Below are 25986 nucleotides of genomic sequence, written 5' to 3' on the forward strand. Positions count from 1 at the left end.
AAGCAATTGTCGTAAAGTTACTCAAACAATCATTTCGGCTTTGCTGATAAGCACAGCGGCTTGTCCGGTGGTGAGCCGGTAGTCACAGGGTAGGGGAGGAATACATCCTATGGCCTTTCAATGTCTGAAAACACTACCACATCTTGTGTCAGAGGGCCGCTGCGCGCCAGGCCGTTTCGCAAAGTTCGATTGCTTTTGCAGTCAGTACTGCCCTTAACAAATAGCCAGCTCGTTCACGACCTCAGCTACGCTCTTGATGCTGCGGATATTTCCGATGCCCGTGCCTAGCGCAATGTATCCTTCATCTGTATTACCTTCCAGCATGCCGATACGCAACCCGCGTAAACCTCCCATCGTCTGGGCCAGTTCTTCATTGCTTGCACCACCTTTATCCATCGACACGAGCTTGTCAGCCAGCTTGCCAGGCAGTGAGCGGTAGTAATCTGGCAGGGTACGGAAAAGCAGCAAATCCAGGCCGTTAGCATTAATGATTTTATCCTTTACTGACTGCGGCACACGGCTTTCTTCTGTCCCAATAAACACCGAACCAGCAAAGACACCCTCTGCTCCCAGCGCATGGGCAGCACGGGCGGTACGGCTATCGGCAATCCCGCCTGCAGCCATGACGGGAACACTTTGCACCGAGTCCGCAATCAGCGGCACGATCGAAAAGGTGCCAAGCGCGGTGCCAGGCAATGTGCCACCTTCATCAAAACCTGTTGCAACAATAATGTCGGCGCCGGCTTTTTCCGCTAAACGTGTATTTTCAGGTGTCGGATTAATATCGCGGTAAATAATTGCAATACCCGACGCTTTTAGTTCATTAAACAGCGAAGTGATAATAGCTCCGTCTCCGTAACCGGTATAAACAACAGCTTTTACTCCCTCTTCCTTTATTACCTGTAGGATAGGCGGAGTCCAGATGTCGTTTTCAGGGGTTGGAATAAGGTTCACCCCGAATGGTTTTTCGGTAAGTTTTTTGGTTTTACGAATTTCTTCACGCATTTTTTCTGCTGTTTCTTCAGGCGTTGATACAGCAGTTTCCGCTGTTAAGCCCGCATTTGGGCCAAGCACACCCAAACCACCGGCGTTGCTTACGGCTGCAACCAGTCTTGCATCGGTAAGCCAGGACAGTGGGCCTTGTATAACAGGTTTTTCGATACCCAGGATCTGGCAGATACGGTTGTACTTCATGACGTGATCTCCTTCGAACAAATTTTCAGCCAGCCTTTTAGGCAGCTGTGGTAGTTAATTAATCTGAAGAAGATCTTAAGCCTCTTTATTGTTACGAAAAACCATCCAATCTTTAAAACAGAATTACTGATAAAGTAACAATAGTCAGGTCGGATATGCACGAAAGAGCGTTATCAGAGATGTGCATCCGGACCAAAAACCTCGCACAGCCAGTCGATGAATACGCGGACTTTAGGTGCCAGATACCGACGATCCGGGTAAAGCAGTGAAACCGGTTTTGGCGGGGGCGGGAAATCAGTGAGGATCTCTGTCAGCTCTCCACTGGCAATAAAGGGTGCAAGAGACGGACGCAATCCGTGTAGAACACCCAACCCCGCCAGTCCGCATGAAAGAAACGCTTCTGAATTGTCTACCAGGATGCTGGAGGGAATTTTTATTGACGCGATACTGCCATCAACCGTGAATTTCCACTCCATTATCTGCAGGCTGTGATTACTGAAAAAATTTACAGCCCGGTGGGACTTCATCAGCTCATCGATAGAGTGCGGCGTGCCATGCTTCGCAAGATAAGATGGCGCAGCACAGGTCACCATGGCTGCCGTTCCCAGACGTCTGGCAACAAAACTGGAGTCATTAAGCTCACCAAGTCGGATGACGCAGTCCACACGCTCGGCAATCAAATCAATCTTGCGATCGGACGTGCCAAGTACAATCTCAATATCCGGGTATCGGTTCTGAAAATCTCCAAGAGCCGGAATGATGACTGCCCGGGCGAGCGTAATAGGGACGTCAAGGCGCAGGCGGCCTTTCGGCGGTTGCGTGCTGGAAAATAATCGCCGGACGTCGTCCAGCTCGCTTAAGAGCGACAGGCAACGCTGGTAAAACTTTTCCCCTTCATCCGTCATACTGACCTGTCGTGTTGTACGATGCAGGAGCTTAACGCCCAGATCATGTTCCAGATTCTGAACGGCGCGGGTAACAGCAGGGCGGTGCAGCTCAAGCACCTCCGCCGCGCGGATAAAGCTCCCTTGCTCTACCACATTGACATAAATATTCATGGCTTCCAGCATATTCAGCTGCATCTGTTCTCAGTCCTCAACCATTATTTGTGTCGAAGGGGGAAGCTCCTTATAACATTCCTGTCTGCTGGAACATATCCCTTTCTGAGCTGCTTGTTTCATCTGGAGTAACATACTGCTATCGATATATGACTTTTACCGGGTGATTGAGGTAAGACATGCCATTTGTAAAATCGCTACCAATTCTTCGCAACCTTTTTGGATGTTCGGCGGCGTTGTATACAAAAACAAACAGGCCAGGCGATACGGTTACGCATGTGCAGGTCATGCCAGGCGCGACGTTAAAATACGAGCCGATTATGTTTGACCGCCGCCAGTGTAGGTGGCGAGTGTGAATGCAAGACATTGGCAGACAGTGAATAATCAAACCTTGTGAAATGAGGTTCCCATTAATTTTTTAGCCCATGTCAGCGCAGCGCAGGAAAATTGCCCGTCGTCTGGAAAAAAGCCCGTTATTAAAACGGGAACTGTCGGAAATGGCTGTTGAGTCCTACGGCGATGCCATGTTATCTGCAGCGCGTGAAAAGAGTTTTCCGTCTGAAATGCCGTGGGTGCTCGCTGATGCGCTGCGCGACGATTTCATCCCGGACTGACACACTGACATTGACGAATCGGTCACAATGGCCGGTTTTTTTATGCCTGCGCGGCGTGTGCTGCGTGAAATCGTGTGCAGGATAGCGGGTGCAAATCAACAGAATTCGCGCAGCGTCACGGCAGGGAAGGGATCAAACTTATGGGCCAGAAGTTTTTTGACATGCACGAATCCAGCCGCCTTAACATGTCTTTTAAATGTTCTGGTGCATTTAACATAATATACATTATGCGCATCATAATGGCGGAAAGCGAAAAGCAGTCCCCAGCGTGAATCAGTCAACCAGCTCTGGCAGACGCAATGAGCATACCTATCGTGAACTCCGGCACCTGAGGAATATCGTTTTTGCGAAACGGATTAAGCAAATGCTTTAGCGGTGGTTCTGGCGGATAGTATGTTGTGAGCGAGAAATTCCCTTTATCTACATTGAATGTCGTAAAAAAATCATCCATCAATTCCAGTGCTTCATCATCTTCCAACCGTAGATCTGAATCCAAATCTGTTGACGGTGTCAGTTCTTTTTTCTTAAAAAGGTAAATTCCATCATGGCTTCTTACCAGTTCATAAATCCGCTGTTCAAGAATATCACTTACCATATTTTATCGCTTCCTCTGGCAATGCGTTTGAAGGACGAGCGCCGAAATGCTGCCTGCTTGTTTTTATTGATGATGCTATCGGTCACCTGATGCACCTCCGCTTTGGTGAGGCTGAATCAGCCTTTGGTACATGATGAGGGCTATCGGGAAGTATATCGAGGTCTGGCACTACCCGGATGGTCTTAAAGAACTCCGCCTTAATGACGCTGTTCTTCCCTACTCCACCTGTGATCGGCTCCAGGAAATCGTTGAGCGAACAGCGGAGTTCGCATAGTTACCCCTTCCGGATGTGTTTCCGACACCGTGCCGATGCCGGCTATTTTCTGCAGCCAATACGTTTCCGCATAGGGTCAGTATATGCAGATTATATAGGTTGATGGCGAAAGATTGAATGAAGATATTACACGCGCAGTAGATAATTATTAAACATGGAGTTTTTCCGAAAAACCTTAGGGAGTTTAAAAACAAGTTATTATATTCGCCACTTCACTATATCATCCTGCTGCTATTGGTAAATCTGCACCTGATACACGAGAATCATACACCACTAGTACAAAAGATTTATGAAAAAAGCGATGTCTGGAGAGGTGTAAAAAAATTAACAGCCTCAGGAATGAGACAAACGTGCAGTATTACCAACACTAAATGTTCTTGGTTGGGTGATTTTTAAACACAAGGAAAGGGTAAATTATGAACAAAACCGTGTATGTACCAAGCTACTTCCAACCTATCTACAAAGAGGTAACGGTCAAAGTTCCCACCGGAAATACAAAACGATTTCTTGGATTTATTGATATTGAGGAAAAAATCCGCAAAAAAGAGGTAGTACAGGAAGGATGGTCAGATTGCCAGGTTGATGGTGAAAGATTGAATGAAGATATTACACGCACAGTAGATAAGCTCAACCAAGACGGATTTGAAGTTATTAGCATAACGCCAGTAACGTCCGGAAACTGGGGATTTAAATATGACTCAGGGTCTATCAACAATGGAACCGGCAGAGGTGGATATGGTTACGGATATGGTTACTCTTATACCGAAGGTGTTTTAATCCTCGCAAAGGAAAAGGGAGCTTATTAAATATGGAGTTATTCCGAAAAACTTTAGGGGGTTTAAAAGCAAGTTATTATATTCGCCATTTCATTTTTGGCGCGATAATTTCAACATTCTTTATTTACATCTCTATGCAGAATCCTTCTGGGATGAAGGTGGGTAATGTAATATTCTTTGTTATCAATGCGTTACTTTATCCATATGCAAGATTCGTATATGAGCAGGTTGTTTCGTTCATAATGGGTGAAAATGTCTTCTTCATCAATGCGATAGTGATGTTAATGGCTAAGGTCATCACAATGTGCTTATGTTGGATATTTTCAATATTTATCGCTCCAGTTGGATTGGCATATCTTTATTATTATCATTCCAGGGGTGATTAGGTATTGGAAAATAGCAATTGGTTCGCCCAATGACGTTATGCTAAAAAGGCCGTTGCGGGATCCGATTTTCGCAGCGGCCTTTTCAACAGCCGTACATTATGCGCATTTAAATTGTAGAGGCCCAATGCTAATGCCTATTTGTAGCCATTTTTGTCCAGGTTTGTCGACCAGTGTCCTGAGCACCCAGATGGCCGCGCTGCGCCTGGGTATCTCTGTCCGTCACTTCCGAGTGTGATCTTACTCACATAATGTGGACGCTCTAAGCGAGGTTCTGGACATCTGAACTTAGCCTTGAAAAAACCGTCAGCTGCCCGCATCACTGACCGGGCTGGAGCTGAATCCCCTTCGTGAAGGATGCTTTTATTAGTACTATTAAAGGTGCTATATTTAGTCATCAACCAGGAGGTAAATTATGGCATTTCAAATTTTAACGACTACTGCAGCAAGCATTACAGAACTGAAACGTGATCCAATGGGAACTTTCAATGCCGGAGATGGCGCTCCAGTTGCCATTCTTAACCGTAATGAACCGGCTTTCTACTGTGTGCCTCCGGCACTTTATGCTCATCTTATGGATATTCTTGAGGATGAAGAACTCGGTCGTATTATCGATGAGCGTGCGAATGAACGCGTCATTGAGGTCAACATTGATGACTTATAAGCTGGCATTTAACGAATCAGCACTAAAAGAGTGGAAAAAACTGGGTCATACCATACAGGAACAGTTTAAAAAAAAGCTAAGGGAACGGCTTGAAAACCCTCGGGTTCCGGCTTCTCAATTACATGGAAGAAAGGATCAGTACAAAATTAAGCTGCGTGGTGCAGGATACAGACTGGTGTACAGCGTCGAAGATGAAATTATCACGGTAACTGTCATTGGTGTTGGAAAGCGTGAAAATGATGCCGTCTACAAAGTGACACGACACAGAAGCTAATCACTCAGGAAATACTCTCTTTCCCGTCAAACGATACGACAAACAGGCTCAGTTCTTTTATGTGACGGCACCTTGACATATGCCACGTATATGAAACTATGGCCTACGTTGTGTATGTGACATTCATTTTATTCCCGCCCGGAGTGTTTACGCTATCTGAGGATAACATTATGACGCAACGTATCGCGGTTTTTCCTGCCGACCGCCATTCTCTGTATGAGGAACATGGGTATTCCGCAGCCATCCGTTCTGGTGATTTACTGTTTGTTTCAGGCCAGGTAGGCAGTCACACAGACGGCACGCCGGAGCCTGATTTTCAAAAACAAGTGAGGCTTGCTTTTGAAAACCTGAAAGCAACACTGACTGCAGCAGGATGCACATTCGATGACATAGTGGATGTCACCACCTTCCATACCGATCCAGAGCAACAACTTAACGACGTGATGGCGGTGAAACAGGAGATATTTGCCCATCCCCCTTATCCTAACTGGACCGCTGTTGGCGTTACCTGGCTGGCCGGCTTTGATTTCGAAATAAAGGTTATTGCCCGAATCCCCTGATGCTTATTCTCGGTAAAACCGGTAGCATTATGTGTACCGGTTTTATTTTATTCACCCCTACCCTACATCCTGTATGATTAACATGCAATCACCAAACATATCGAACTGACATGACTGGATATCTTCTGAGGCATAGGCCTTCATGAGTAGATCAACCCCAGCAAACTGACCAGTTAACACCATATGCGTCGTTTTTGGCTGATGTAAGTTCGTTAGCAGGCAGTCAACCACTTTAAGTTGATAACCTGGATGTATATAAAGCGCAGTCCAGCCAGAACTTGCTTTTAGGCAATTGTGCTCTCTCGAATACGCAGATTCCAGACATCGTGTAACGGTAGTTCCTACGGCAAAAATACGTCCGCCATTTTGCTTCGCAGTATTAATGATATCCGCTGTAGCTTGTGGAACCTCGTAGTATTCTTCGTTGATAGTCACTTCCTCTACACATTTTGTTTGTATTTTTCTGTTGGACAACATTTCTGTTGATGCAACATGTAAAGTGATGAAGGATATTAACCCACCTTTATCTTTGATTCTTTGGATAAGATCCCAGGTAAAATGAATGCCGGCAGAAGGTATTTCCAAAGAGCCATACTTTTTAGAAAAAACGGAACGGTAAGCATCTGGATATTTATAAAACAAGCTGGAGTCCACATACTCATCAAGACGCTCACCATGACTGGCTAAATAGCAAATTAAGGCCTCATGATTTTCCACGACGGCCCGGTACTGGCTCTCCTCGCTAAACCTTTGCTCTATCTTAATGGAAATTTCAGGGTTATCAATCAAAGAGAAAACATCATTCGCGTTAAGCCTTTCTTTTAAAAGTCCGGAAATAATTACTCTATTATTTGGTAAAAATCCCTCTAAAACAATTTTAATTAACCTATTCTGTCTTGTTTTACAGATAAACATATGGTTTATTATAGTACTGTCGTTAAAACAGATTACATCACCTTCTTTGATATAATCTGTTACTTTACTAAAGTCTACCTTATGAATTTCCCCTTTACTCCGGTTGAGGACAAGCATTTTACACTTTTCCCTGTATAAATCATTGGCTATCCAATGAGGTCTGAGTGGGATAGTCATCTGATCGGTAATGCGAAAATCATATTTTTCGGTAAGCATATATTTACCCTTTGAAAAACCATTGATACGGCGATTGTTATATAGCCGTATTCTGCAGTATACGTTGGGCTTTCAAAGGATAAAAATTAACTCGATAAATGTTGTTATTATATTTACTTTGCTGGCTATTTAATCAATGTCAGATACCGATATTAAGCTGGACGATCGGATTTGACCGCCCTTTTCTTTTGCTTATTCCGGCATTGAAGCATCGCTATCCATTGCATCGGCAAACTTTTGCATTAACCGAACAAAGACATCAAGTTCATCCTGAGGCCAGTCTTTAAAAACAACTTTGCCCATTTGCTCTCGCGCAGCGTCTATACGCTCCGTCATCGCCTTTCCTGTCCGGGAAATAACGGCCTCGCGTATACGACGATCGATGGCATTATGTTGCCGTATTATCAATCCCAGCTTCTCCAGTTTGGCGACCTGTCGGCTCACAGTCGTATAATCACGACCGGCACGTTCGGCTAACTCAACAACGCCAATCGGCCCTAAACGTTCGATACTAATAAGGATCGAAAATAGCGCACGATCGAGTTGTATCCCCGCCTCTGCAATTAATTTCTCATCATTACAAGGCCGGTTAAGCGCGCTCACCACGCGAATCAACGCACCGTGAAGCGCCTTCATTTGCTCGGAAATATGTGTATCTTGCACATTTTTATTTTCTGACATAGCATGTCTCCTCTTATGTGCATAATACACATATCGGAGAGACGATGACAAGATACACCACTACAGATGTACTGATCTGCGGCGCTGGCGTTACCGGGCTTACTTTAGCCATCGAACTGGCGCGTCACGGGGTCTCATTTCGCCTGATTGAGAAAAGAACGACGCCTTTTATCGGCTCCCGCGGTAAAGGTATTCAGCCGCGAACGCAAGAAATCTTCGAGGATCTTGGAATACTCAATAAAGTGGTCGCCGCCGGCGGGCTCTATCCCCGACTACGAACCTACCGTCACGACGGAAGCTATGTAGATTCAGATATTGCGCATCATACAAAACCGACCCACGCCGAACCCTACCATCTGCCATTGATGGTTCCACAGAACGTGACAGAAACGATTATGCGCGAGCAATTAAAAGCATGGGGACATCGGGTGGAGTTCGGCTGCGAGTTACGACATTTTGCGCAAACCCCACGCACGGTCACCGCGTATGTTGCCGGGCCGGCTGGAGAAGAGGTCATCATCGCGCATTATTTGATAGGCGCGGATGGCGGCGGAAGCTTTGTCAGAAAAAAATTAGGCGTCAGCTTTCCCGGCCGTACGTTGGGAATCCATGCGCTTGTGGCTGACGCTTCACTTTCCGGTCTGAACCGGGATGTATGGCACCATTTTAACGATGGCGATATGGCGCGGATGATAACGATTTGCCCTCTCGCCGGTACGCAGCTCTTTCAAATCCAGGCATTGTTGGCCCCGGACGACTCGCAGAATTTCTCAGCCGACGTGCTCACGGCTTTTCTTACTGAACGAATCGGGCGGACGGATGTTCGCATCCATTCGATTCCCTGGGTATCGAAGTACCAGATGAATGCGCGCATAGCGGAACATTACCGTGTGGGTAAGGTATTTTTAGCCGGTGATGCCGCTCATGTGCATCCGCCGACGGGTGGGCAAGGGTTAAATACCAGCATCCAGGATGCCTATAACCTGGGATGGAAAATGGCAGCCTCGCTGCGGGGCGCAGGAGAAGAGCTTCTCGATAGCTATGAACAGGAACGCCGCCCGGTAGCCGAATCACTGCTCCACCTTTCTACCCGATTACTTGACTCTCAAAAACAGGGTGGCATCAAACGAGAACGCGACGTTCAACAACTTGACATCCAGTATACCAACTCCCCCTTAGCCCACACGTTGCCCGAACGTCAGCATGGGTTACAAGCGGGAGAAAGAGCTCCGGATGCTCCTCTTTTGGGCGCCGGCGGCCAATCATTACGATTATTTCAGTTACTACAAGGTCCGGACTGGAATCTGTTGGCCTACGAAACCCACGGTAAGGTCATCGATGCGCGGCGAGGACTGCGTATTCATCACATTGGCGAGCAGGACGAGCTCATCGATACCCTGGGGCACTTCCGGGAATCCTATCATCTGGCGCCGGGTCAATGCGTGCTGATCCGACCCGATGGCTATGTCGGCGCATTCTTTCACAGCAAACAGAGCAACGATATTGAAAATTATCTCTCTCGTTTTGCCATAGGGATTAAAGATGAATACTAATGTCTATGAGAACACCGACAGCGAAACTATCACCCCGCTCAACAAGCGGCGTATTTTGCCTGTTTTCCTGCTTGTCGGCCTTTACGCCGCCAGTACAGCGGCTGTGATGTCGGTACTGCCTTTTTATATCCGCGAGATGGGCGGTTCGCCGCTTATCATTGGAATCATCATCGCCACTGAGGCTTTTAGCCAATTTTGTGCAGCGCCCCTGATTGGCCACCTTTCCGATCGCGTTGGCCGCAAGCGAATACTGATTGTCACGCTGGCTATTGCGGCGATAAGTCTACTATTACTCGCCAACGCGCAATGTATCCTGTTTATCCTGCTCGCCCGCACGCTTTTTGGCATTAGCGCCGGGAATTTGTCAGCCGCCGCAGCCTATATTGCCGATTGTACGCATGTCAGAAATCGGCGTCAGGCAATCGGTATCCTCACAGGCTGCATTGGTTTAGGCGGTATTGTCGGGGCAGGCGTTTCCGGGTGGCTATCGCGTATCAGTCTGGGCGCGCCGATCTACGCCGCCTTTATACTTGTCCTTGGGTCTGCCCTGGTCGCGATTTGGGGGTTAAAAGACCCTTCCACAACATCACGTACCACAGATAAAATAGCGTCGTTCTCTGCCCGCGCTATTTTAAAGATGCCAGTCCTTCGCGTCTTAATCATCGTAATGCTTTGTCATTTCTTCGCCTATGGCATGTACTCTTCACAATTACCTGTTTTTCTTTCTGACACCTTCATCTGGAATGGGCTTCCCTTTGGGCCAAAAGCGTTAAGCTACCTGTTAATGGCGGACGGGGTTATTAATATTTTCGTTCAGCTATTTCTGTTAGGTTGGGTGAGCCAATATTTTTCGGAGCGAAAGCTAATTATCCTCATCTTCGCCCTTCTTTGTACTGGATTTCTCACTGCGGGTATCGCCACGACCATACCAGTGCTTATTTTTGCTATCGTTTGTATTAGCATCGCTGATGCGCTAGCCAAACCCACTTATCTTGCCGCCTTGTCCGTCCATGTATCGCCTGCCCGACAAGGTATCGTCATCGGAACGGCACAGGCATTAATCGCAATCGCTGATTTTATATCCCCCGTATTGGGCGGATTGGTCCTGGGGTATGCCCTGTACGGCGTCTGGATCGGTATAGCTATCTCTGTCGCCATTATTGGTCTGGTGACGGCAATGATTTATCTTTCAAAAAGTTCAGTGCTAATAGTGAAACCAGAAACAGAATAATGTGACAGCGTCACAAATATTATTGTTCCCTTCTTCCGTTATTTATCAAAAGTATTGTACTTATATTGAATGTTTAAGAGGTATTTATGGAAATTATGCTGGTTGGCATTTGCCCTTGTAAAGCGCGGGGAAAGCATGAAAAAAATATATCTCGTTGTTATTGTACTGTTTTTTATTTCTACAAAAGTTTATACACTACTTCATAACAACATCTTCTTTTGTCGAAACAGCCCGGAGTGTGATTTGTCTCATGTTCTCCCCGACTACCGGGAGCAGATTTCAGGCACACCGCTAAAATATACCTTGATTAATATAGCTCCATTAGCACAGGTGGTAGTCAGACACTATGAATTATTATCGCAACACTGGTCGCCAGATGACATGGTAACCCCTGCGCAATGGCGACATAACGTTGATATTTATATCCCTGAAACGGCAAAAGAGCACCATGCTTTGGTGGTTGTAAACAACGGAATTAATTATGAAAAAGGCGTACAAATCACTGGTAAACCCGGTGATTTCCCCCAGGAAACACTGGCAAGCATCTCCCGTGATACGAATACCATCGTAATATCAGTGAGTGATATACCTAACCAATATTTAACCTTTCAGGATGATAAAAAACCACTGAAAGAGGACGAGAGCGTTTCCCGAAGCTGGGCATTATTTATGGAAGCGCCGGAGAAACGTGAGTTAATGCCTTTAAATATTCCTATGGTCACTGCCCTATCGCAAGCGATGAGATTAGCAAAAAAGGAGTTAACGCAATGGAATATAAATTCCTTTATCATTACAGGTATTTCAAAGCGTGGGTGGACCACCTGGTTGTCAGCTATCGCCGATCCTGATGTTGAGGCAATTGTTCCCTTCGCCATTGATCTACTTGATATTGATGCTTCACTTGAGCATATTTATCAATCATACGGTGGAAATTGGCCCATTACATTCTACCCCTACTACCAGCAAGGCATAGATGAGAAAATAAAATCCCCCACATTTACCCAGCTAAGGCAAATAATAGATCCGCTAAGATATCTCAACACTATTTATCAACCCCGCCTTGCAATACCGAAATATATTATTAATGCAAGCGGCGATGATTTTTTCGTACCAGACAATACTCGCTTTTATTATAGCAAACTTCCTGGCGTAAAATCATTACGTATAGTGCCTAATATGAACCACTACTCAATTAACCAGTTCGCTGAAGAAAGCCTCGTTCCTTTTATTAATAGGTTTCAAAGTAAAAAAACATTACCACAGTTGATCGGCCTTATTCACCACCATCTTCTTACGGTCTATTTCTCAGAAGCGCCGGTAAAAGTCGTTCGCTGGACAGCCAACAATCCAAATGCGCGTGATTTCCGTTATGCCTGTGGCATCCGCTATAAGCCGCTTACAATAGATATTCCCGCCAACAATAAGATCAGTATTACGTTAAATGAACCGAAGACAGGTTGGGAAGCTACCTATATCGAAGCCACTTTTAATGATGGCTATGTCGCCACGAGTCAGGTTTATATTACGCCCGATGAAAAATACCCACAGACAGCACCACCTTCCGTTAACGCCGCATGTCAAACGTTACCGGGGCGTGGATTAGGGGAAAACGATAGCCCCGATTGAATTTTCAAGTAATTGTCTGATTTTAAATAATTTTATCCATCACGCTTGCGATGGATAAAAATCCTCTGCGATAAATTTTTGTTATATTGATCACGTTCTAACCACAAGAGAGGTGATTTGAAAATAACCTTAAAATATTGTGGTCAGGCCGCTAGACCACAATAAGAGGATTAATCATGAAAAGAAAAACAATGGGATGGCTTATCGTTTTTCTTCTATTTGTAGTTTACATGCTAAACTATATGGATCGTTCAGCATTGTCGATAACTGCCCCCTTGATCGAAAAGGAGTTAGGATTTAACGCCGCGGAGATGGGAATGATCTTCAGCGCATTTTTTATCGGATACGCCCTGTTTAATTTTATTGGTGGCTGGGCCAGCGATAAAGTTGGGCCAAAAATGGTTTTTCTCATCGCAGCGTTACTATGGTCTGTATTTTGTGGCTTAACTGGTTTGGTCACCGGATTGTGGACAATGCTTATCGTGCGCGTTCTTTTCGGTATGGCTGAAGGACCGGTCAGCGCTGCCGGAAATAAAATCATCAATAACTGGATTTCCCGAAAGGAGTCTGCCACGGCGATCGGAATTTTTAGCGCTGGTTCCCCGCTCGGCGGCGCGGTGTCCGGGCCGATAGTGGGCCTGTTGGCGTTATCCTTAGGCTGGCGCCCCGCATTTGGCATTATTTTCTTATTTGGCCTGGTCTGGGTATTGCTGTGGTACTTTATCGTTAGCGATAAGCCAACAATGAGTAAACGCCTGGCGCCGGAAGAACGCATTGATTTTGAAAATCATGAGGACGTTATTTTATCTGATGATGGCCGGGCTACGCCTTCACTCGGCTATTACATGAAACAACCAATGGTATGGGCGACAACTCTGGCTTTTTTCAGCTACAACTATATTCTTTTTTTCTTCCTGACCTGGTTCCCAAGTTACCTGAACCATTCGTTACATCTCGATATTAAAGAAATTAGTATCGCTACGGTAATTCCCTGGGTCATCGGCGCCATTGGTATGGTGCTCGGCGGCGTCTGTTCTGATGTAATTTATCGGATTACCGGTAATGCTCTGCTCTCACGTCGACTTATTCTGGGCGTATGTCTGGCAGGCGCAGCGGTATGTGTTGCCGTTTCCGGTACTGTTAGCACTATTGGTAGCGCAATTACGCTCATGTCAGTTTCACTCTTCCTGCTCTATTTAACGGGCCCAATTTATTGGGCGGTTATTCAGGATGTTGTTCATAAAGATAAGGTAGGGAGCGTCGGCGGAGCCATGCATGGCCTGGCTAATATATCCGGTATTATCGGTCCGCTTGTCACCGGTTTTATCGTTCAATTTAGCGGTAAATATGACTATGCGTTCTATCTGGCTGGTGCTATCGCTATCGTTTCAAGCCTGTTGGTCTTCGTGTTTGTAAAAAGTAAAGGATTCAAAGCCAATGAAAGTCAAAGCTGTGTTCATTAATAAGCCTGGTGAAGTTGAAACCCGCTGGGTGGATTATCCCCATAAGAAAGAAAATGAAGTATTAATTAAGGTTGATGCTGCAGGCATTTGCGGATCGGATATCGGGGCTTTTCGTGGAACGAACCCACTGGTTACTTACCCAAGAATTATTGGGCATGAAGTGACCGGAATTGTTCTTCAGGAAGGCACCGGAATGCCGGGCAATATTAAAAAAGGCGACCGCGTGATTGTTGACCCCTATATTTATTGTGGTCACTGCTACCCTTGCTCTGTCGGCAGAACTAATTGTTGTGAAAATTTAAACGTCATTGGCGTGCATGTCGATGGCGCAATGCAGGAGGTGGTTACTCATCCCGCACATTTAATTCATAAAATACCAGATAATGTGCCTTCTGAAATGGCGCCGCTGGCAGAACCGCTGACCATCGCTCTGCACGCGCTGCACCGGGCAAACGTTAAGGCCGGGGAATATGTTGCCATCATCGGCGCGGGGGCCATTGGTCTTATGGCGGCATTAAGCGCTCGACATTACAAGGCAACGCCTATTCTGATCGATATTGTGGAAGAAAGGTTACGCTATGCGCAAAAGCTTGGCGTTCCTTATGTACTGAACGCCGCTGACGATCAGGTTATCGACGCTATTAAAAATATCACCCACGGCACCATGGCGCAGGTCGTGATAGAAGCCTCCGGCGCAAATAGCGCTATTCGAAATACGCTTGATTTAGCATCGTTTGCTGGTCGTATTTCGTTTACCGGATGGCCAAAACAGGAAACGTCGCTGCCGACGAACCTGATCACCTACAAAGAACTGGATTTACGCGGTTCCCGCACCAGTGCCGGTGAATTTGATGAGGCATTACGCATGCTGTCAACGCTGGAGATTAATCCGCAAGATGTTGTCAGTAAGGTCGTCAATCTTGATGAGATCCCTGATGCAGTTAAAGAACTTGATCGCTATCCGGAGCGCTACTTAAAGATTAATGCTGTTTTCCATTGATTTACGGCAAGCTCCACCGCATGGCATGACCGCCATGCGGTGTTATTCATCGACAAACTTAGCCGCCGACAATCTTTCTCACATAGCGTAAATGTTCCAGCGATCCCTCATAGGCGCTGTCAGCATCAGACTGGCGCATCGCATCCACTATCGCTTTATGTTGTTTGTTGAGATTAAGTAAAACATTTCTGTCTCCAGACTGCTCATCAAGCCCGGCATAAGGGATATTAATCCGTTGTTCCCATAACATACGGGACATATCGAACAACACCCGGTTACGGCTGGCCTCAGAGATCGCAAGGTGAAACTCTTTATCCAGCGAGTAAAAGCCGTGGACGTTATTATCGTTAATGGCTTGATCCATACGATGATAAATCGCCTCTATTTGATTGATGACGTCAACGTTATCGTTTTGTGCGGCTAAGCGCGCACAATGGCTATCGACCAGCTCGCGAGTAGAGAGAATTTCTTCGATGGTATAGTCGCTGGCAAGGTGTTTTTTATCTGAAACGATAACCCCATTACCGGACTGAATCACGATCCATCCCGAGATCTCCAGTACAATAAGGGCTTCTCGCAAGGAGGCGCGGCTCACGCCAAGCTGTTTTGCCAGTTCGCGTTCTGGCGGTAAAAAAGTTCCCGGGGGGAAAATATTATCATTGATCAGCTTAATGATGAGGTTGGCTATCTTCTGATAGAGCCTCTCCTGCCTGACCTCAGGTATAACCATGCGCCCTCCAATCCATATCCAGGGGATTTTGAATGGATTTAGCATACCATCCTGGCGCTGGTGATCGTGATAATTAATTACCGTGCATGATAAAGAGAAGCAACCGCCGGTAGCCTCCATTACCTTCGCCGAGACTACCGGGGAAACTAAACCGAGATGAGCTATTTATCCTTTGACGTTGATTTTCTCGAACACGGGCGCTGTCGCGTTCTTAAACTGAGAAAGAGACCAGGTTTTATAGTTGATATCATTGTAGCCGCGCACCATCATCTCACCGTGCGTTAAGTCAGACAGCGTTGTCCAGACCGTATATTCTGAGACCGGTTTGCGGGTGGCGTTGCCTTCCCCTTCACTCCCCATATAGTCAACCGTAATATTTTTCGGACGATCGAAACGGCTCATAATATGCGCAAGCGTATTCATTGCATCGTGGGCGGATGTCGCTTGCGGCGCATATGTGGTGTAATAAACGCCGCGTATAAAACGGGAAACCGACGTATCGGACGATGGCAAGTCTGCAATAGCAATCCCGCTATCAGGCTGCATCACTTTTATCCCGCCCAGTGTGCCTGAAGAGCGGTCCACATTGGTTAATTGCGTATAATTATTCAGATTTGTCAGATGCCAGGGGAATGCGGGACCATTTGTCATCACGCGAGTGGGATTGTCATAGACATGGAATTTGCCATTTTCCACTTCAACGACAATGCTTCCTCCTTTCTTGTCGTAAAACGCATAATGAAATGGCGATTTCAGATCGCCAAACCGATGCAGTTCCGGTGACCAGAATTTGCCCTCTTTTATTGCCTGTTTTACCTCGCCGACAGTAGCAAAACGGGCCAGCGCCCATTCTCCCAACGAGGTGACAGGAATTGCCTGTTTATATTCACTCGCGGGCAATGGCGGCAACTGCGCATTCATGATCATGTTTTCACTAAATGACAATCCCGCGCTATTCATGCCTTCAAGTATGTCTCTGCTATCGCCATCAGTAATGGTGGAAGTAATGGCCAGTATCGGATACTTCGCCTGATAGCTTATCCCCTGGCTGCCATCCGGCGTTTTTTTATCAAACTGTGTTCCCGCCGGGTAATACGTTAACCATGAGGGTAAATCCTGCATATATTCCAGCGTACGCCCATGAAAAATATCGCCTTGTTTATCCTGAATAGCAAGGGTTGTGCAGGCCTGTGCAGCCAGGGCGTATGAAAACAGCGCCGGAGCGATAAATAACATTGCTTTACTTTTTTTCATCATGCTCTCCTTGTTTGTAAAATGGATTGGACGAATATATTAAATTAAACCTATCAATGGTTATGCAGCACGTAATTAATTGTGATCTTATTTTACAAGCTAATAAATTTAACTGACGGGTTTAAAGGAGAGTTAAACACAGCGAACTAACATGAAAACGCGTTATCCGTGTGACCATTTTAAAAAATCCCATCATGTTATAAATAAATCTTATCAACATTAACAGATACCATCACAACGCTATATTTACTCCACATCACCAATAACATTAAATTAATTTATGTTTTTGAGTAATGTGAGTAGCACACATGTAATCAGTTGTTACGAATTAGAAACATAATTGCTACTAAAACACGTTGAGAAAGACAAGAAATGCAACATATGATGCCCACACTAACTATAGTGGTTTGGGATAAACGTTATGCAAACACAAGATACATTTTATCAAGTTATGCGTAGACACGGCGTGACAAGGCGTAGCTTCCTCAAGTTTTGCAGCCTTACCGCAACGTCTTTAGGCCTGAGCAGTTCGATGATTCCTCAGATAGCTTATGCCCTGGAGAATAAACCGCGTACGCCAGTGATATGGCTGCATGGTCTTGAATGTACCTGCTGTACCGAATCTTTCATTCGCTCTGCGCACCCGTTGGCAAAAGATGCCATTTTGTCGCTCATTTCCCTGGATTATGACGACACCATTATGGCCGCCGCAGGGCAACAAGCCGAGCAGGCGTTGGCGGATGTGATGCGTGAGTACAAAGGAAATTATATCGTTGCCGTGGAAGGTAACGCGCCGCTGAATGAAGATGGGATGTTTTGCATACTGGCTGGCGAGCCGTTCCTGGAGAAGTTAAAACGCGTCAGCGCGGATGCTAAAGCGATTATCGCCTGGGGGTCCTGCGCATCATGGGGCTGCGTGCAGGCAGCCCGCCCCAACCCAACTAAAGCCACGCCGGTTCACAAATTAATTACCGATAAACCCATTATTAAAGTGCCAGGCTGCCCGCCTATACCTGAAGTGATGTCCGCCGTTATCACCTATATGCTGGCATTTGATCGCATCCCTCCCCTTGATCGTCTTGGACGACCCAAAATGTTTTATGGCCAGCGAATTCATGACAAATGTTACCGACGCGCGCATTTCGATGCCGGTCAGTTTGTGGAAGCGTGGGATGACGAAGGCGCCAGAAAAGGGTATTGCCTGTACAAGATGGGCTGTAAAGGCCCGACCACCTATAACGCCTGTTCAACCGTTCGCTGGAATGATGGCGTGTCTTTTCCTATCCAGTCGGGTCATGGATGCCTCGGATGTTCGGAAGATGGATTCTGGGATTACGGTTCTTTTTACAGCCGGGCAACGGGCATTCCGCAAACCGGCATTGAGGCTACCGCCGATAAAATCGGACTGGGCGTTGCTGGCGTCGCGGGCGCTGCCGCCATCGCTCACGCCACGGTGAGCGCCATAAAACATGCCCGCAATAAAAACAACACGTCATCAGAAAACGCTCCGGAAGAGAAAAAATAATTATGGCATATCCTTATCAGACTCAGGGTTTTACGCTGGACAATAGCGGACGGCGAATTGTGGTCGATCCGGTTACTCGCATCGAAGGGCATATGCGTTGCGAAGTGAATATCGACAGTAATAATGTTATTACTAACGCCGTGTCGACCGGCACCATGTGGCGCGGCCTGGAGGTTATCCTGAAAGGTCGCGATCCGCGAGACGCCTGGGCATTCGTTGAACGCATTTGCGGCGTCTGCACCGGTACACACGCTCTGACCTCAATCCGTGCCGTAGAAAATGCGCTGGGAATCGCGATTCCGGACAACGCAAACTGTATCCGTAATATGATGCAGGCTACGCTACACGTTCACGATCACCTGGTGCATTTTTATCATCTGCACGCGCTGGACTGGGTTGATGTGGTTGCGGCCCTGAAAGCCGACCCGCATCAGACCTCCGCCATCGCGCAAAGCCTTTCCGCATGGCCGCTATCCTCGCCGGGATATTTCCGCGATTTGCAAAATCGACTGAAGCGGTTTATCGAGTCCGGTCAACTTGGCCCTTTCCGTAATGGCTACTGGGGACACCCGGCGATGAAACTTCCGCCGGAAGCCAATTTGCTGGCGGTCGCCCACTATCTTGAAGCGCTCGATTTTCAAAAAGAGATCGTAAAAATTCACACCGTTTTCGGTGGTAAAAACCCGCATCCTAACTGGCTGGTGGGCGGCGTTCCTTGCGCCATCAACCTTGACGAAACGGGCGCGGTCGGCGCAGTGAATATGGAACGTCTGAATCTTGTCAGTTCCATCATCCAAAAAGCTCGCCAGTTCTGCGAACAGGTTTATCTTCCGGACGTCTTGCTGATTGCCAGTTATTACAAAGACTGGGCAAAAATCGGCGGCGGGTTATCGAGCATGAACCTGCTGGCTTATGGCGAGTTTCCGGATAACCCTAACGATTATTCCGCCAGTAATCTTCTGCTTCCGCGTGGGGCTATCATTAACGGTCGTTTCGACGAAATTCATCCTGTCGATTTAACCGCCCCCGATGAAATTCAGGAGTTTGTCACTCACTCCTGGTATACCTATGGTAACGGCAATAACGATAAGGGCCTGCATCCGTGGGATGGTCTGACCGAACCGCAACTGGTCATGGGCGAACACTATAAAGGCACAAAAACCTTTATCGAACAGGTGGATGAGTCCGCTAAATATTCATGGATTAAATCGCCGCGCTGGAAGGGACATGCGATGGAGGTAGGTCCGCTGGCGCGTTATCTGATTGGATATCATCAAAATAAACCGGAATTTAAAGAACCTGTGGATCAACTGCTGAGTGTATTAAAGCTGCCTAAAGAAGCGCTCTTTTCTACATTAGGACGTACTGCCGCGCGTGCGCTGGAATCCGTATGGGCAGGCAATACGCTGCAATATTTCTTCGATCGTCTGATGCGTAACCTCAAGTCCGGCGATACGGCGACGGCAAACGTCACGCTCTGGGAACCCGATACCTGGCCTACATCGGCAAAAGGCGTTGGTTTCAGCGAGGCGCCGCGCGGCGCGCTGGGGCACTGGATAAAAATTGAAAATCAGAAAATCGACAGCTATCAATGTGTGGTACCGACAACCTGGAATGCCGGGCCACGTGACGATAAAGGTCAAATTGGCGCGTACGAAGCGGCGTTAATGGGGACTAAACTCGCCGTTCCCGATCAACCATTGGAGATTTTACGTACTCTGCACAGCTTCGATCCCTGCCTGGCCTGCTCCACCCATGTTATTGATAATCATGGAGGGGAGCTGGTCAGGGTTCAGGTACGATGACGACGATTCGGAGGTCTCAATGCATCTCAAAGAAATAACCAGCCAGGGGTACTATATCTATGAAGCGCCGGTCCGTTTATGGCACTGGATCACGGCGTTATCCATTGTCGTCCTGGCTGTTACAGGATATTTCATTGGCCGCCCCCTGCCATCGATTCAAGGTGAAGCGACCTTTATGTTTTGGATGGGCTGGATACGACTGATCCATTTTACCACGGCGTATATTTTTACTGTCGCGCTGCTGTTTCGTATTTACTGGGCATGTGTCGGCAATGAGTACGCCAGGGAGATGTTTCTGGTTCCGTTCTGGCGCCGCGCCTGGCGCAAAGGCGTTATCAGCGAAATCCGCTGGTATTTTTTCCTCGAAAAAGAGGCCCATCGTTACTATGGACATAATCCGGTAGCGGGACTGGCGGTAATGTTCTATTTCTGGATGTCCGTACTGATGGTGTGTAGCGGCTTTGCGCTCTATGGCGAAGGGCTTGGAACAGACAGTTGGGCGTATCAATGGTTTGGCTGGATGATTCGCCTGACTGGCAACGATAGCCTCGCGCTGCATTTCTGGCACCGGCTGGGCATGTGGTTCATTATCGCCTTCGTCATTGCGCATGTTTATACCGCTATCCGCGAAGACATTATGAGCCGACAAAGCGTGATTTCCGTCATGATAAGCGGCTGGCGCTGGTTCAGGTGATAACAATGGCAGAAGTAACAATCTTAGGGCTTGGCAACCTGCTTTGGGCAGATGAAGGGTTCGGCGTCAGAGCGGCGGAAAAGCTGTTTGAACAGTATGCCGATAACGAGAAAGTTGACGTTGTTGATGGCGGTACGCAGGGGCTGGCGCTGCTGCCCTGGCTGCAACAGACCGAAAAACTGTTAATCATGGATGCTATCGATTTTGGTATGGCGCCAGGTTCGCTGGCGATGTTTCGTGATGAACAGGTTCCCGCCTATCTGACGGCGAAAAAACTCAGTTTACATCAGACCAGTTTTTCTGAAGTGCTGGCATTGCTGCAATTAACCGGCGGCCAGTTATCGGAGATTGTGCTGATTGGCGTGCAGCCGGAATGTCTGGATGACTATGGCGGGAGTCTTACGCCGCAGGTAAAGGCGCAACTGATGCCTGCGGTCTGTCTCGCGCAGGAAGTGCTGGCGCAATGGGGTATCACCGCCTCTTCAGCGGCCTTGCCCACTGAAAGACTCAATCATTACAGCCTGTGTATGGAACGCTACGAAGATGAACGGCCAGATGCGCAAAGCGCTTGCCGGGTCGGCGATATTCGGGTGCTACAGAGAGAGAAATCATAATGTGTATCGGCGTTCCTGTGCAGGTTATTTCACCCGGTCAGTGGTTCGCCAAATGCCGCGACCGACACGGCGAGCTTATCGACGTTGATATTCGGCTTGTGGCTCCCCCCTTAGCAGGCGCATGGCTGCTGACATTTGGCGGCGCAGCACGACGAGAAATGGACGAAACGGAAGCCGTTGAGGTACTGGCGGCGCTGGACTCGCTGGAACAGGCCATGCTCACGCAAAGCGATCCGCTGACCGGTTTTGCCGATTTATTGTCTCGCACGCCTGAATTACCGGAGCATTTAAAAAAATGACTATCTCACCCCAAAATCCTGTTTGTCCACTGGCGGATAAAGGCTTTCTGGTTACCGATGCGCAAACGCTCCCGTCGTTGATTAATGCGCATCCGACTGTGCTGGTTTTGCTGCAAAGCGACCCCAACAAACATCCGGAAGTCGCCGACAGTTGGGTCATCATCCCGGAGCTCCTCAAGCAATTTCCGGCGACGTCTTATACCGCGGCATTTGCGGATAGCGAACAGAGTGAACTGATCGCCCGGGAGTATCGCATTCTGAAATATCCGGCGCTGCTTTTCTTTCGCCAGCACCGTTTTGTCGGCAGTCTGGCGGGATTATATAGCTGGCAAGAATACTCTCAGCGGGTGGCCGCATTGCTGACCACACCGGGCTATCGTCAGGATATCCCCGTTATCACGCAATAGAATGAAAGGTAACACACGTGAATCATTCCAGAACTATTCCAGTCGTTAATATTGCCGGACCAGGCTCGCAGCCAGAAGAGGAAGACTTTAACTTTCTTCCTATCCCCGCCGGCATTAATCTCCCACTGACGCCGGTTTTACCGGAACAGGCGCTGCCCGCTGAGCTTCGTGTTGCCAGACACATCCTGACTACGCTTATTCGCGATATGGATAACCCGGTGGCAACGCTCCCCTTTCCCCTGAGCTATAAGCTGAATGCCACTGAGCAACAGAATAGCGGTTTGTTGGATCAACTGCTCGGCGAAGGTGAAATATCCGCCCGGGTACTATTATCCGATGGAAAAGAACAGCGTATTCAGGAGACGGTTTTTACGGGCGTCTGGCGTGTGCGTGAATATAACGCTGACCAGCAACGGGTTGCCGATGAAATTATCATTGGCCCGATCCCGGAGAGCATCTGGCAGACGCATCCGCAGCCGCCGATTACACCAGAATTGCCGCCACAACCGGCGGGATTGATGAATGGCGCCTTTATCGCGCATGAAATAGCCGAGCGCGTAAAACAGCCGGTAAAAGAGCCGCATATCATTAACTTAACGCTGTTGCCAGTAAACGATGCCGATCGCGAGTATCTGGATCATTTTTTAGGCGAAGGCTGTAGCGCTATTTTTTCACGCGGATATGGTAAATGCCGGATTGTAAGCACGCATTTTCCCGGCGTATGGCGGGTCAACTATTTCAATGATATGAATACATTACTGCAAGATATGATTGAGATAGCGGACATTCCTGATATCGCCGTTGCAGGCATCGATGATATCGAAGATGCCTACGCGGGGCTAAAAAATACGTTGGAATGGTTGAAAGAATACCCGGTTACAGAAAATGAGCCAGTGGTGCGCATGGAGTGCAAAGTATGTTGGTGGGTTTACGACCCTGCGCTGGGCGATGATGTATGGCAAATTCCACCCGGCGTGCCCTTCAACCAGTTACCTGATTACTGGTGCTGTCCGGTTTGCGAAACCAGTAAGTCCGGGTTTATGGTGATCGATGAAGGTAATAATTCGTGCAAAGATTGACCGTCTATTCTCACCCGCTACGGATTATCTGGCAGGAGGCGCCGATCGGTCGTTTGTTACAGGGCGCAACACCGGTGTACGCAAAAACGCTTATTTCACGTTTGTTTACGTTGTGCGCTCAGGCGCACAGCGTAGCGGCGGCTTTACTGTTGTTTCCTGAAGAGAAGCCAGATATGCAGGCCGCACAACAGGAGCTGGCGCGAGAAACGCTCCGTCGCGCGTTGACCGACTGGCTCCCCCTGTTTAGCCACCGACAGGCAACCTCTGAAGAATGGGCGTTGTTACGTCGCGGAGAGTTATCCCCGCTGGCAAGCACAATCTTTTTTGACGATGATCCTCAGACCTGGCTTGCCGGTGGCGTAAAGGGCTGGGAAGCCTGGTTTTTGCAAGAGCGTTCTGAAACCGCCCGCTGGCTGGCGGCAGTACAGAATATCATTACACCAACACTACCGATGGCGTCGTCCCCGGACCATACGTTAATAACCCCTGGTCCCCTGGATGTCTCGCCTCTGGCCATCGAATATCCGCTACTGTCAGCCTGTTGTCTTAGCGGAAAAACGACTGCGCTACGTCTGCTGGCCCGCTGCATTACGCTCGCCCGAAGTTTGAGCGCCCTTCCTACCCTGCGCTGGAATCGTTTTGATGATGGCGAATGGAAAATAGCGGTAGTGGAAACCGCGCGAGGATGGTTAGTTCATCAGGCCAGACTGACGACGTCAGGCAATATTCTTGATTACCGTATTATCTCGCCTACCACACGTCACGCCCAATCTGACGGCGTCATTGCTCGCGAACTGGCCACTATTCCACTCTCATTGTGGTCGCAACAGTTACAGGTAATTGATCCTTGTGTCGCCGTAAATATTGTTGAATGAAGGAGCTGGCCCATGCATGAATTAGCCCTGGCGCAAAATATTATCGAATTGCTGGAGGAGCAGGCAGTAAATCACCAGTTCAGCAAGGTAAAGCAAGTCTGGCTGGAGATTGGCGTTATGGCCTGTGTTGAGGTGCCGGCGCTGCATTTTGGCCTGGACGTCGCCGCTCGTCATACCCTTGCTGACAATGCGCGTTTCCACATTACTATCGCACCGGCGCAAGGTTGGTGTCTGTCCTGTAATCAACCCTTCACCTCTCAAACATCCACACTCTGTTGTCCCTTTTGTCATTCAGGCAAAGTGCAGATAGATGACAGTAGCAGAATGCGCATTCGCGAGATCGAAGTCGAATAGTCAACGAATAATCAATAAAAAAGGACGCCAGAAGCGTCCTGAAATAATAAAAGAATAAATTAACAATAATAAAGGTTAAGCAGTGACACAGTTTTGGGAAAAGGAGGGTATCCCTAAACTGTCTTAATCAGCAAGTTTTATCAAAACTCGTAGACTAAGCCGAGCGCCACGGTGTTGTCTGTATTAGGATTCGATGGGTTGCCATCTTTTAGCAGATTGATTTTGTAGTCAACATACGCGGACATATTTTTATTGAAGTAGTAATAGGAACCCACATCAATATATTTCACAAGGTCGAACGAACCCAGTCCATCAACATCATTGGCTCTGGATTGCAGGAACGCCAGTGATGGGCGTAAGCCATTATCAAATTGATATTGCCCTACCATTTCCCAGTTATCGGTTTTATGTGCAAAGCCGCCCAATGTATCGCCCATATAGGTCATATCATAAGTACGGGTATAGTTTGCCGCCAGGTAAATATTATTGGCATCATACTTCACGCCGCCAGTCCAGGCTTCAGCGCGGTTACCATTGTCGTATTTATCTTGCGTCATCTGATCAAGCGTGCGTTTGGAACTGGTATAGGCTGCCCCCAGGCTCACCCCCATGCCCAAATCATATGTCGCTGATGCCCCGAAACCATCGCCATTCTGGTACGCGATACTTTTTCTGGCATTATTACTTAAAGGATCACCTTCTTTCGACAGGCCGTCATTTTTACCCTGATACTGCAACGCAATATTCAGACCATCAACCAGACCAAAGAAATCATTATTGCGATAAGTCAGAACGCCATTCGCGCGTCCGGTCATAAAATTATCGGAAGCTTCATACGAATCATTACCAAATTCAGGCAGTACGTCAGTCCATGAACCAATGTCGTATAACACGCCATAGTTACGACCATAATCAACAGACCCCATATCGGCAAATGCTAAACCAGCAAAACCGAGACGCGTCCAGCTTTGCGGGGAACCGCTGGAGTCACCATCTTCCGGACGATTGGCGTTGACCTGATACTCCCACTGTCCAAAACCGGTTAGTTGATCGGTAATTTGAGTCTCGCCTTTAATACCCATACGGATATAAGATTGATCGCCATCCGTACTATGATTACTGGAAAAATAATGCAGGCCGTCGACCTTGCCATACAAATCCAGTTTATTGCCATCCTTGTTATAGATTTCTGCTGCATTGGCGGCTCCAGCCATCATTACGGCTGCGGCTACCGCAGATAACACCACTACTTTTTTCATTTTATATGCCTTAT

At 47.6% G+C, this 25986-nt stretch carries 28 protein-coding genes; 20 read left to right on the forward strand and 8 right to left on the reverse strand.

Translation table 11 applies throughout. The annotated features are described in order from the left end of the window. Nucleotides 1–213 precede the first annotated feature (213 nt). Together QEN32_RS11230 and QEN32_RS11235 are read right to left on the reverse strand one after the other, a co-directional pair. Nucleotides 214–1194 (reverse strand): nitronate monooxygenase, encoded by a 981-nt coding sequence (locus tag QEN32_RS11230; protein ID WP_265322118.1) that lies wholly within the window; start codon nt 1192–1194, stop codon nt 214–216. Nucleotides 1195–1367: 173 nt separating this feature from the next. Then, nucleotides 1368–2276 (reverse strand): LysR family transcriptional regulator, encoded by a 909-nt coding sequence (locus tag QEN32_RS11235; RefSeq protein WP_265322119.1) that lies wholly within the window; start codon nt 2274–2276, stop codon nt 1368–1370. A gap of 401 nt (nt 2277–2677) precedes the next feature. Between QEN32_RS11235 and QEN32_RS11240 the strand changes: the two genes are divergently transcribed. Next, the gene (locus QEN32_RS11240; RefSeq protein ID WP_265322120.1) at nt 2678–2866 is read left to right on the forward strand and encodes a DUF29 domain-containing protein; all 189 of its coding nucleotides are present in this window, start codon (nt 2678–2680) and stop codon (nt 2864–2866) included. A 277-nt stretch (nt 2867–3143) separates the two neighbouring features. Here the strand turns inward: QEN32_RS11240 and QEN32_RS11245 are convergent, their stop codons facing one another. Continuing rightward, nucleotides 3144–3461 carry a DUF1493 family protein gene (locus tag QEN32_RS11245; protein WP_109187489.1) on the reverse strand — a complete coding sequence of 106 codons (318 nt, stop codon included), beginning with the start codon at nt 3459–3461 and terminating at the stop codon, nt 3144–3146. 690 nt (nt 3462–4151) lie between these two features. Here QEN32_RS11245 and QEN32_RS11250 point away from each other — a divergent pair. From QEN32_RS11250 to QEN32_RS11270, 5 genes are all read left to right on the forward strand, one after another. Next, the gene (locus QEN32_RS11250) at nt 4152–4541 is read left to right on the forward strand and encodes a hypothetical protein (RefSeq protein WP_001044696.1); all 390 of its coding nucleotides are present in this window, start codon (nt 4152–4154) and stop codon (nt 4539–4541) included. Between the two features lie 2 nt (nt 4542–4543). Next, on the forward strand, nt 4544–4897 hold the full coding sequence (locus QEN32_RS11255) for a hypothetical protein (protein ID WP_000418733.1): 354 nt from the start codon (nt 4544–4546) through the stop codon (nt 4895–4897). A gap of 412 nt (nt 4898–5309) precedes the next feature. Then, complete coding sequence (locus QEN32_RS11260; RefSeq protein WP_000885424.1) at nt 5310–5558, forward strand: type II toxin-antitoxin system Phd/YefM family antitoxin; 249 nt, start codon at nt 5310–5312, stop codon at nt 5556–5558. Beyond that, entirely contained in the window at nt 5548–5832 is a 285-nt protein-coding gene (locus tag QEN32_RS11265) for a type II toxin-antitoxin system RelE/ParE family toxin (protein ID WP_000221345.1), read from the forward strand. The genes QEN32_RS11260 and QEN32_RS11265 overlap by 11 nt, the downstream gene beginning before the upstream one ends. 170 nt (nt 5833–6002) lie before the next feature. Further along, nucleotides 6003–6392, forward strand: a complete 390-nt coding sequence (locus QEN32_RS11270) for a RidA family protein (RefSeq protein WP_000194089.1) — start codon at nt 6003–6005, stop codon at nt 6390–6392. 57 nt (nt 6393–6449) lie between these two features. Here the strand turns inward: QEN32_RS11270 and QEN32_RS11275 are convergent, their stop codons facing one another. Next, on the reverse strand, nt 6450–7523 hold the full coding sequence (locus QEN32_RS11275; protein ID WP_000954681.1) for an S-adenosylmethionine:tRNA ribosyltransferase-isomerase: 1074 nt from the start codon (nt 7521–7523) through the stop codon (nt 6450–6452). Nucleotides 7524–7715: 192 nt separating this feature from the next. Beyond that, nucleotides 7716–8204 carry a MarR family winged helix-turn-helix transcriptional regulator gene (locus QEN32_RS11280; RefSeq protein ID WP_265322121.1) on the reverse strand — a complete coding sequence of 163 codons (489 nt, stop codon included), beginning with the start codon at nt 8202–8204 and terminating at the stop codon, nt 7716–7718. A 44-nt stretch (nt 8205–8248) separates the two neighbouring features. Here QEN32_RS11280 and QEN32_RS11285 point away from each other — a divergent pair, with 44 nt between their 5' ends. From QEN32_RS11285 to QEN32_RS11305, 5 genes are all read left to right on the forward strand, one after another. Then, nucleotides 8249–9757: an FAD-dependent oxidoreductase gene (locus QEN32_RS11285; RefSeq protein WP_000199413.1), complete on the forward strand. Its 1509-nt coding sequence runs from the start codon at nt 8249–8251 to the stop codon at nt 9755–9757. After that, complete coding sequence (locus tag QEN32_RS11290) at nt 9747–10988, forward strand: MFS transporter (RefSeq protein ID WP_001095730.1); 1242 nt, start codon at nt 9747–9749, stop codon at nt 10986–10988. The genes QEN32_RS11285 and QEN32_RS11290 overlap by 11 nt, the downstream gene beginning before the upstream one ends. Nucleotides 10989–11057: 69 nt before the next feature. Beyond that, nucleotides 11058–12614 (forward strand): PhoPQ-activated pathogenicity-related family protein, encoded by a 1557-nt coding sequence (locus QEN32_RS11295; protein ID WP_265322122.1) that lies wholly within the window; start codon nt 11058–11060, stop codon nt 12612–12614. A gap of 176 nt (nt 12615–12790) precedes the next feature. Then, on the forward strand, nt 12791–14077 hold the full coding sequence (locus tag QEN32_RS11300) for an MFS transporter (protein WP_265322123.1): 1287 nt from the start codon (nt 12791–12793) through the stop codon (nt 14075–14077). Continuing rightward, nucleotides 14052–15077, forward strand: a complete 1026-nt coding sequence (locus QEN32_RS11305; RefSeq protein ID WP_000864936.1) for a zinc-binding alcohol dehydrogenase family protein — start codon at nt 14052–14054, stop codon at nt 15075–15077. The genes QEN32_RS11300 and QEN32_RS11305 overlap by 26 nt, the downstream gene beginning before the upstream one ends. Nucleotides 15078–15135: 58 nt before the next feature. On the opposite strand, the gene QEN32_RS11310 is transcribed toward QEN32_RS11305, so the two are convergent. Together QEN32_RS11310 and QEN32_RS11315 are read right to left on the reverse strand one after the other, a co-directional pair. Further along, entirely contained in the window at nt 15136–15927 is a 792-nt protein-coding gene (locus tag QEN32_RS11310; protein ID WP_000388417.1) for a FadR/GntR family transcriptional regulator, read from the reverse strand. A 45-nt stretch (nt 15928–15972) separates the two neighbouring features. Further along, entirely contained in the window at nt 15973–17064 is a 1092-nt protein-coding gene (locus QEN32_RS11315) for a linear amide C-N hydrolase (protein ID WP_000976500.1), read from the reverse strand. A 418-nt stretch (nt 17065–17482) separates the two neighbouring features. Here QEN32_RS11315 and QEN32_RS11320 point away from each other — a divergent pair, with 418 nt between their 5' ends. The 9 genes from QEN32_RS11320 to hypA are packed head-to-tail and all read left to right on the forward strand — an operon-like array spanning nt 17483 to nt 24713. Next, complete coding sequence (locus QEN32_RS11320; protein WP_001194448.1) at nt 17483–18586, forward strand: hydrogenase small subunit; 1104 nt, start codon at nt 17483–17485, stop codon at nt 18584–18586. 2 nt (nt 18587–18588) lie between these two features. Beyond that, nucleotides 18589–20391: a nickel-dependent hydrogenase large subunit gene (locus tag QEN32_RS11325; protein ID WP_000331200.1), complete on the forward strand. Its 1803-nt coding sequence runs from the start codon at nt 18589–18591 to the stop codon at nt 20389–20391. Then, a complete protein-coding gene (gene cybH, locus QEN32_RS11330) occupies nt 20342–21085 on the forward strand; it encodes a Ni/Fe-hydrogenase, b-type cytochrome subunit (protein WP_000924456.1) in 744 nt (247 codons plus the stop codon). The genes QEN32_RS11325 and cybH overlap by 50 nt, the downstream gene beginning before the upstream one ends. A 5-nt stretch (nt 21086–21090) precedes the next feature. Then, nucleotides 21091–21699: a HyaD/HybD family hydrogenase maturation endopeptidase gene (gene hybD, locus QEN32_RS11335; protein WP_000852663.1), complete on the forward strand. Its 609-nt coding sequence runs from the start codon at nt 21091–21093 to the stop codon at nt 21697–21699. Further along, nucleotides 21699–21998, forward strand: coding sequence for a HypC/HybG/HupF family hydrogenase formation chaperone (gene hypC / locus QEN32_RS11340; protein ID WP_000334910.1), 300 nt, complete (start codon nt 21699–21701; stop codon nt 21996–21998). Before hybD ends, hypC begins: the two co-directional genes overlap by 1 nt. Further along, nucleotides 21995–22405: a hydrogenase gene (locus tag QEN32_RS11345; protein WP_058821035.1), complete on the forward strand. Its 411-nt coding sequence runs from the start codon at nt 21995–21997 to the stop codon at nt 22403–22405. Before hypC ends, QEN32_RS11345 begins: the two co-directional genes overlap by 4 nt. A 17-nt stretch (nt 22406–22422) precedes the next feature. Beyond that, nucleotides 22423–23484: a hydrogenase expression/formation C-terminal domain-containing protein gene (locus QEN32_RS11350; protein ID WP_001660060.1), complete on the forward strand. Its 1062-nt coding sequence runs from the start codon at nt 22423–22425 to the stop codon at nt 23482–23484. Next, nucleotides 23472–24359 (forward strand): ATP/GTP-binding protein, encoded by an 888-nt coding sequence (locus tag QEN32_RS11355; RefSeq protein ID WP_265322124.1) that lies wholly within the window; start codon nt 23472–23474, stop codon nt 24357–24359. Before QEN32_RS11350 ends, QEN32_RS11355 begins: the two co-directional genes overlap by 13 nt. Nucleotides 24360–24371: 12 nt before the next feature. Further along, entirely contained in the window at nt 24372–24713 is a 342-nt protein-coding gene (hypA, locus tag QEN32_RS11360; RefSeq protein ID WP_000544772.1) for a hydrogenase maturation nickel metallochaperone HypA, read from the forward strand. A 140-nt stretch (nt 24714–24853) separates the two neighbouring features. On the opposite strand, the gene ompC is transcribed toward hypA, so the two are convergent. Then, the gene (gene ompC, locus QEN32_RS11365; RefSeq protein ID WP_000758339.1) at nt 24854–25972 is read right to left on the reverse strand and encodes a porin OmpC; all 1119 of its coding nucleotides are present in this window, start codon (nt 25970–25972) and stop codon (nt 24854–24856) included. Between the last annotated feature and the right edge of the window lie 14 nt (nt 25973–25986).

The organism is Salmonella sp. SA14318 (assembly GCF_029866905.1).
In the GTDB taxonomy this organism is placed as follows: domain Bacteria; phylum Pseudomonadota; class Gammaproteobacteria; order Enterobacterales; family Enterobacteriaceae; genus Salmonella; species Salmonella enterica.